General features: G+C 55.8%; 1 rRNA gene. It reads left to right on the top strand.

Annotated features, from left to right (window positions below):
• Positions 1-184: 184 nt before the first annotated feature.
• Positions 185-1708, top strand: a 16S ribosomal RNA gene (locus QCD75_RS21745).
• Positions 1709-1865 lie beyond the last annotated feature (157 nt).

Here is a 1865-nt window from a genome sequence, read left to right as displayed (position 1 = left end):
TGTGTCTGTTGTTTGAGAACTCAATAGTGTGCCAAGTTTGTTGATACCAATTTATTGTATTGAATTGGTTGAATTGACTGGATCCGCCACCCCGTGGTGTGGTCTGGTTTTTACAGCTGGTTTCAAATTTTGTGCATTGTGTGCATCCCGTTTTCCCGGGGGCGCATGGTGTGTCTGTTTTACTTCAACGGAGAGTTTGATCCTGGCTCAGGATGAACGCTGGCGGCGTGCTTAACACATGCAAGTCGAACGATGATGCCAGCTTGCTGGTGGATTAGTGGCGAACGGGTGAGTAACACGTGAGTAACCTGCCCTTAACTCTGGGATAAGCCTGGGAAACTGGGTCTAATACCGGATATGACTCCTCATCGCATGGTGGGGGGTGGAAAGCTTTATTGTGGTTTTGGATGGACTCGCGGCCTATCAGCTTGTTGGTGAGGTAATGGCTCACCAAGGCGACGACGGGTAGCCGGCCTGAGAGGGTGACCGGCCACACTGGGACTGAGACACGGCCCAGACTCCTACGGGAGGCAGCAGTGGGGAATATTGCACAATGGGCGAAAGCCTGATGCAGCGACGCCGCGTGAGGGATGACGGCCTTCGGGTTGTAAACCTCTTTCAGTAGGGAAGAAGCGAAAGTGACGGTACCTGCAGAAGAAGCGCCGGCTAACTACGTGCCAGCAGCCGCGGTAATACGTAGGGCGCAAGCGTTATCCGGAATTATTGGGCGTAAAGAGCTCGTAGGCGGTTTGTCGCGTCTGCCGTGAAAGTCCGGGGCTCAACTCCGGATCTGCGGTGGGTACGGGCAGACTAGAGTGATGTAGGGGAGACTGGAATTCCTGGTGTAGCGGTGAAATGCGCAGATATCAGGAGGAACACCGATGGCGAAGGCAGGTCTCTGGGCATTAACTGACGCTGAGGAGCGAAAGCATGGGGAGCGAACAGGATTAGATACCCTGGTAGTCCATGCCGTAAACGTTGGGCACTAGGTGTGGGGGACATTCCACGTTTTCCGCGCCGTAGCTAACGCATTAAGTGCCCCGCCTGGGGAGTACGGCCGCAAGGCTAAAACTCAAAGGAATTGACGGGGGCCCGCACAAGCGGCGGAGCATGCGGATTAATTCGATGCAACGCGAAGAACCTTACCAAGGCTTGACATGAACCGGAAATACCTGGAAACAGGTGCCCCGCTTGCGGTCGGTTTACAGGTGGTGCATGGTTGTCGTCAGCTCGTGTCGTGAGATGTTGGGTTAAGTCCCGCAACGAGCGCAACCCTCGTTCTATGTTGCCAGCGCGTGATGGCGGGGACTCATAGGAGACTGCCGGGGTCAACTCGGAGGAAGGTGGGGACGACGTCAAATCATCATGCCCCTTATGTCTTGGGCTTCACGCATGCTACAATGGCCGGTACAAAGGGTTGCGATACTGTGAGGTGGAGCTAATCCCAAAAAGCCGGTCTCAGTTCGGATTGGGGTCTGCAACTCGACCCCATGAAGTCGGAGTCGCTAGTAATCGCAGATCAGCAACGCTGCGGTGAATACGTTCCCGGGCCTTGTACACACCGCCCGTCAAGTCACGAAAGTTGGTAACACCCGAAGCCGGTGGCCTAACCCCTTGTGGGAGGGAGCTGTCGAAGGTGGGACTGGCGATTGGGACTAAGTCGTAACAAGGTAGCCGTACCGGAAGGTGCGGCTGGATCACCTCCTTTCTAAGGAGCACCTACGATCACCTTGCCCCGTGTATGCGGGTGTGGAGGGGTTGTCAGGAGTACGCCCGTTGCGCAGACGCTAGTTCTGCGGCGGGTGCTCACGGGTGGAATATCAACGAATAGCGGCCGCCGGTTTTTTCCCGGCACCCAGTACGGA

The sequence above is a fragment of the Arthrobacter sp. PsM3 genome, from assembly GCF_030433895.1.
GTDB lineage: Bacteria > Actinomycetota > Actinomycetes > Actinomycetales > Micrococcaceae > Arthrobacter.
The sequence above is the reverse complement of the archived record's forward strand: the minus strand, read 5'-3'. Positions and strand labels throughout refer to the sequence as shown.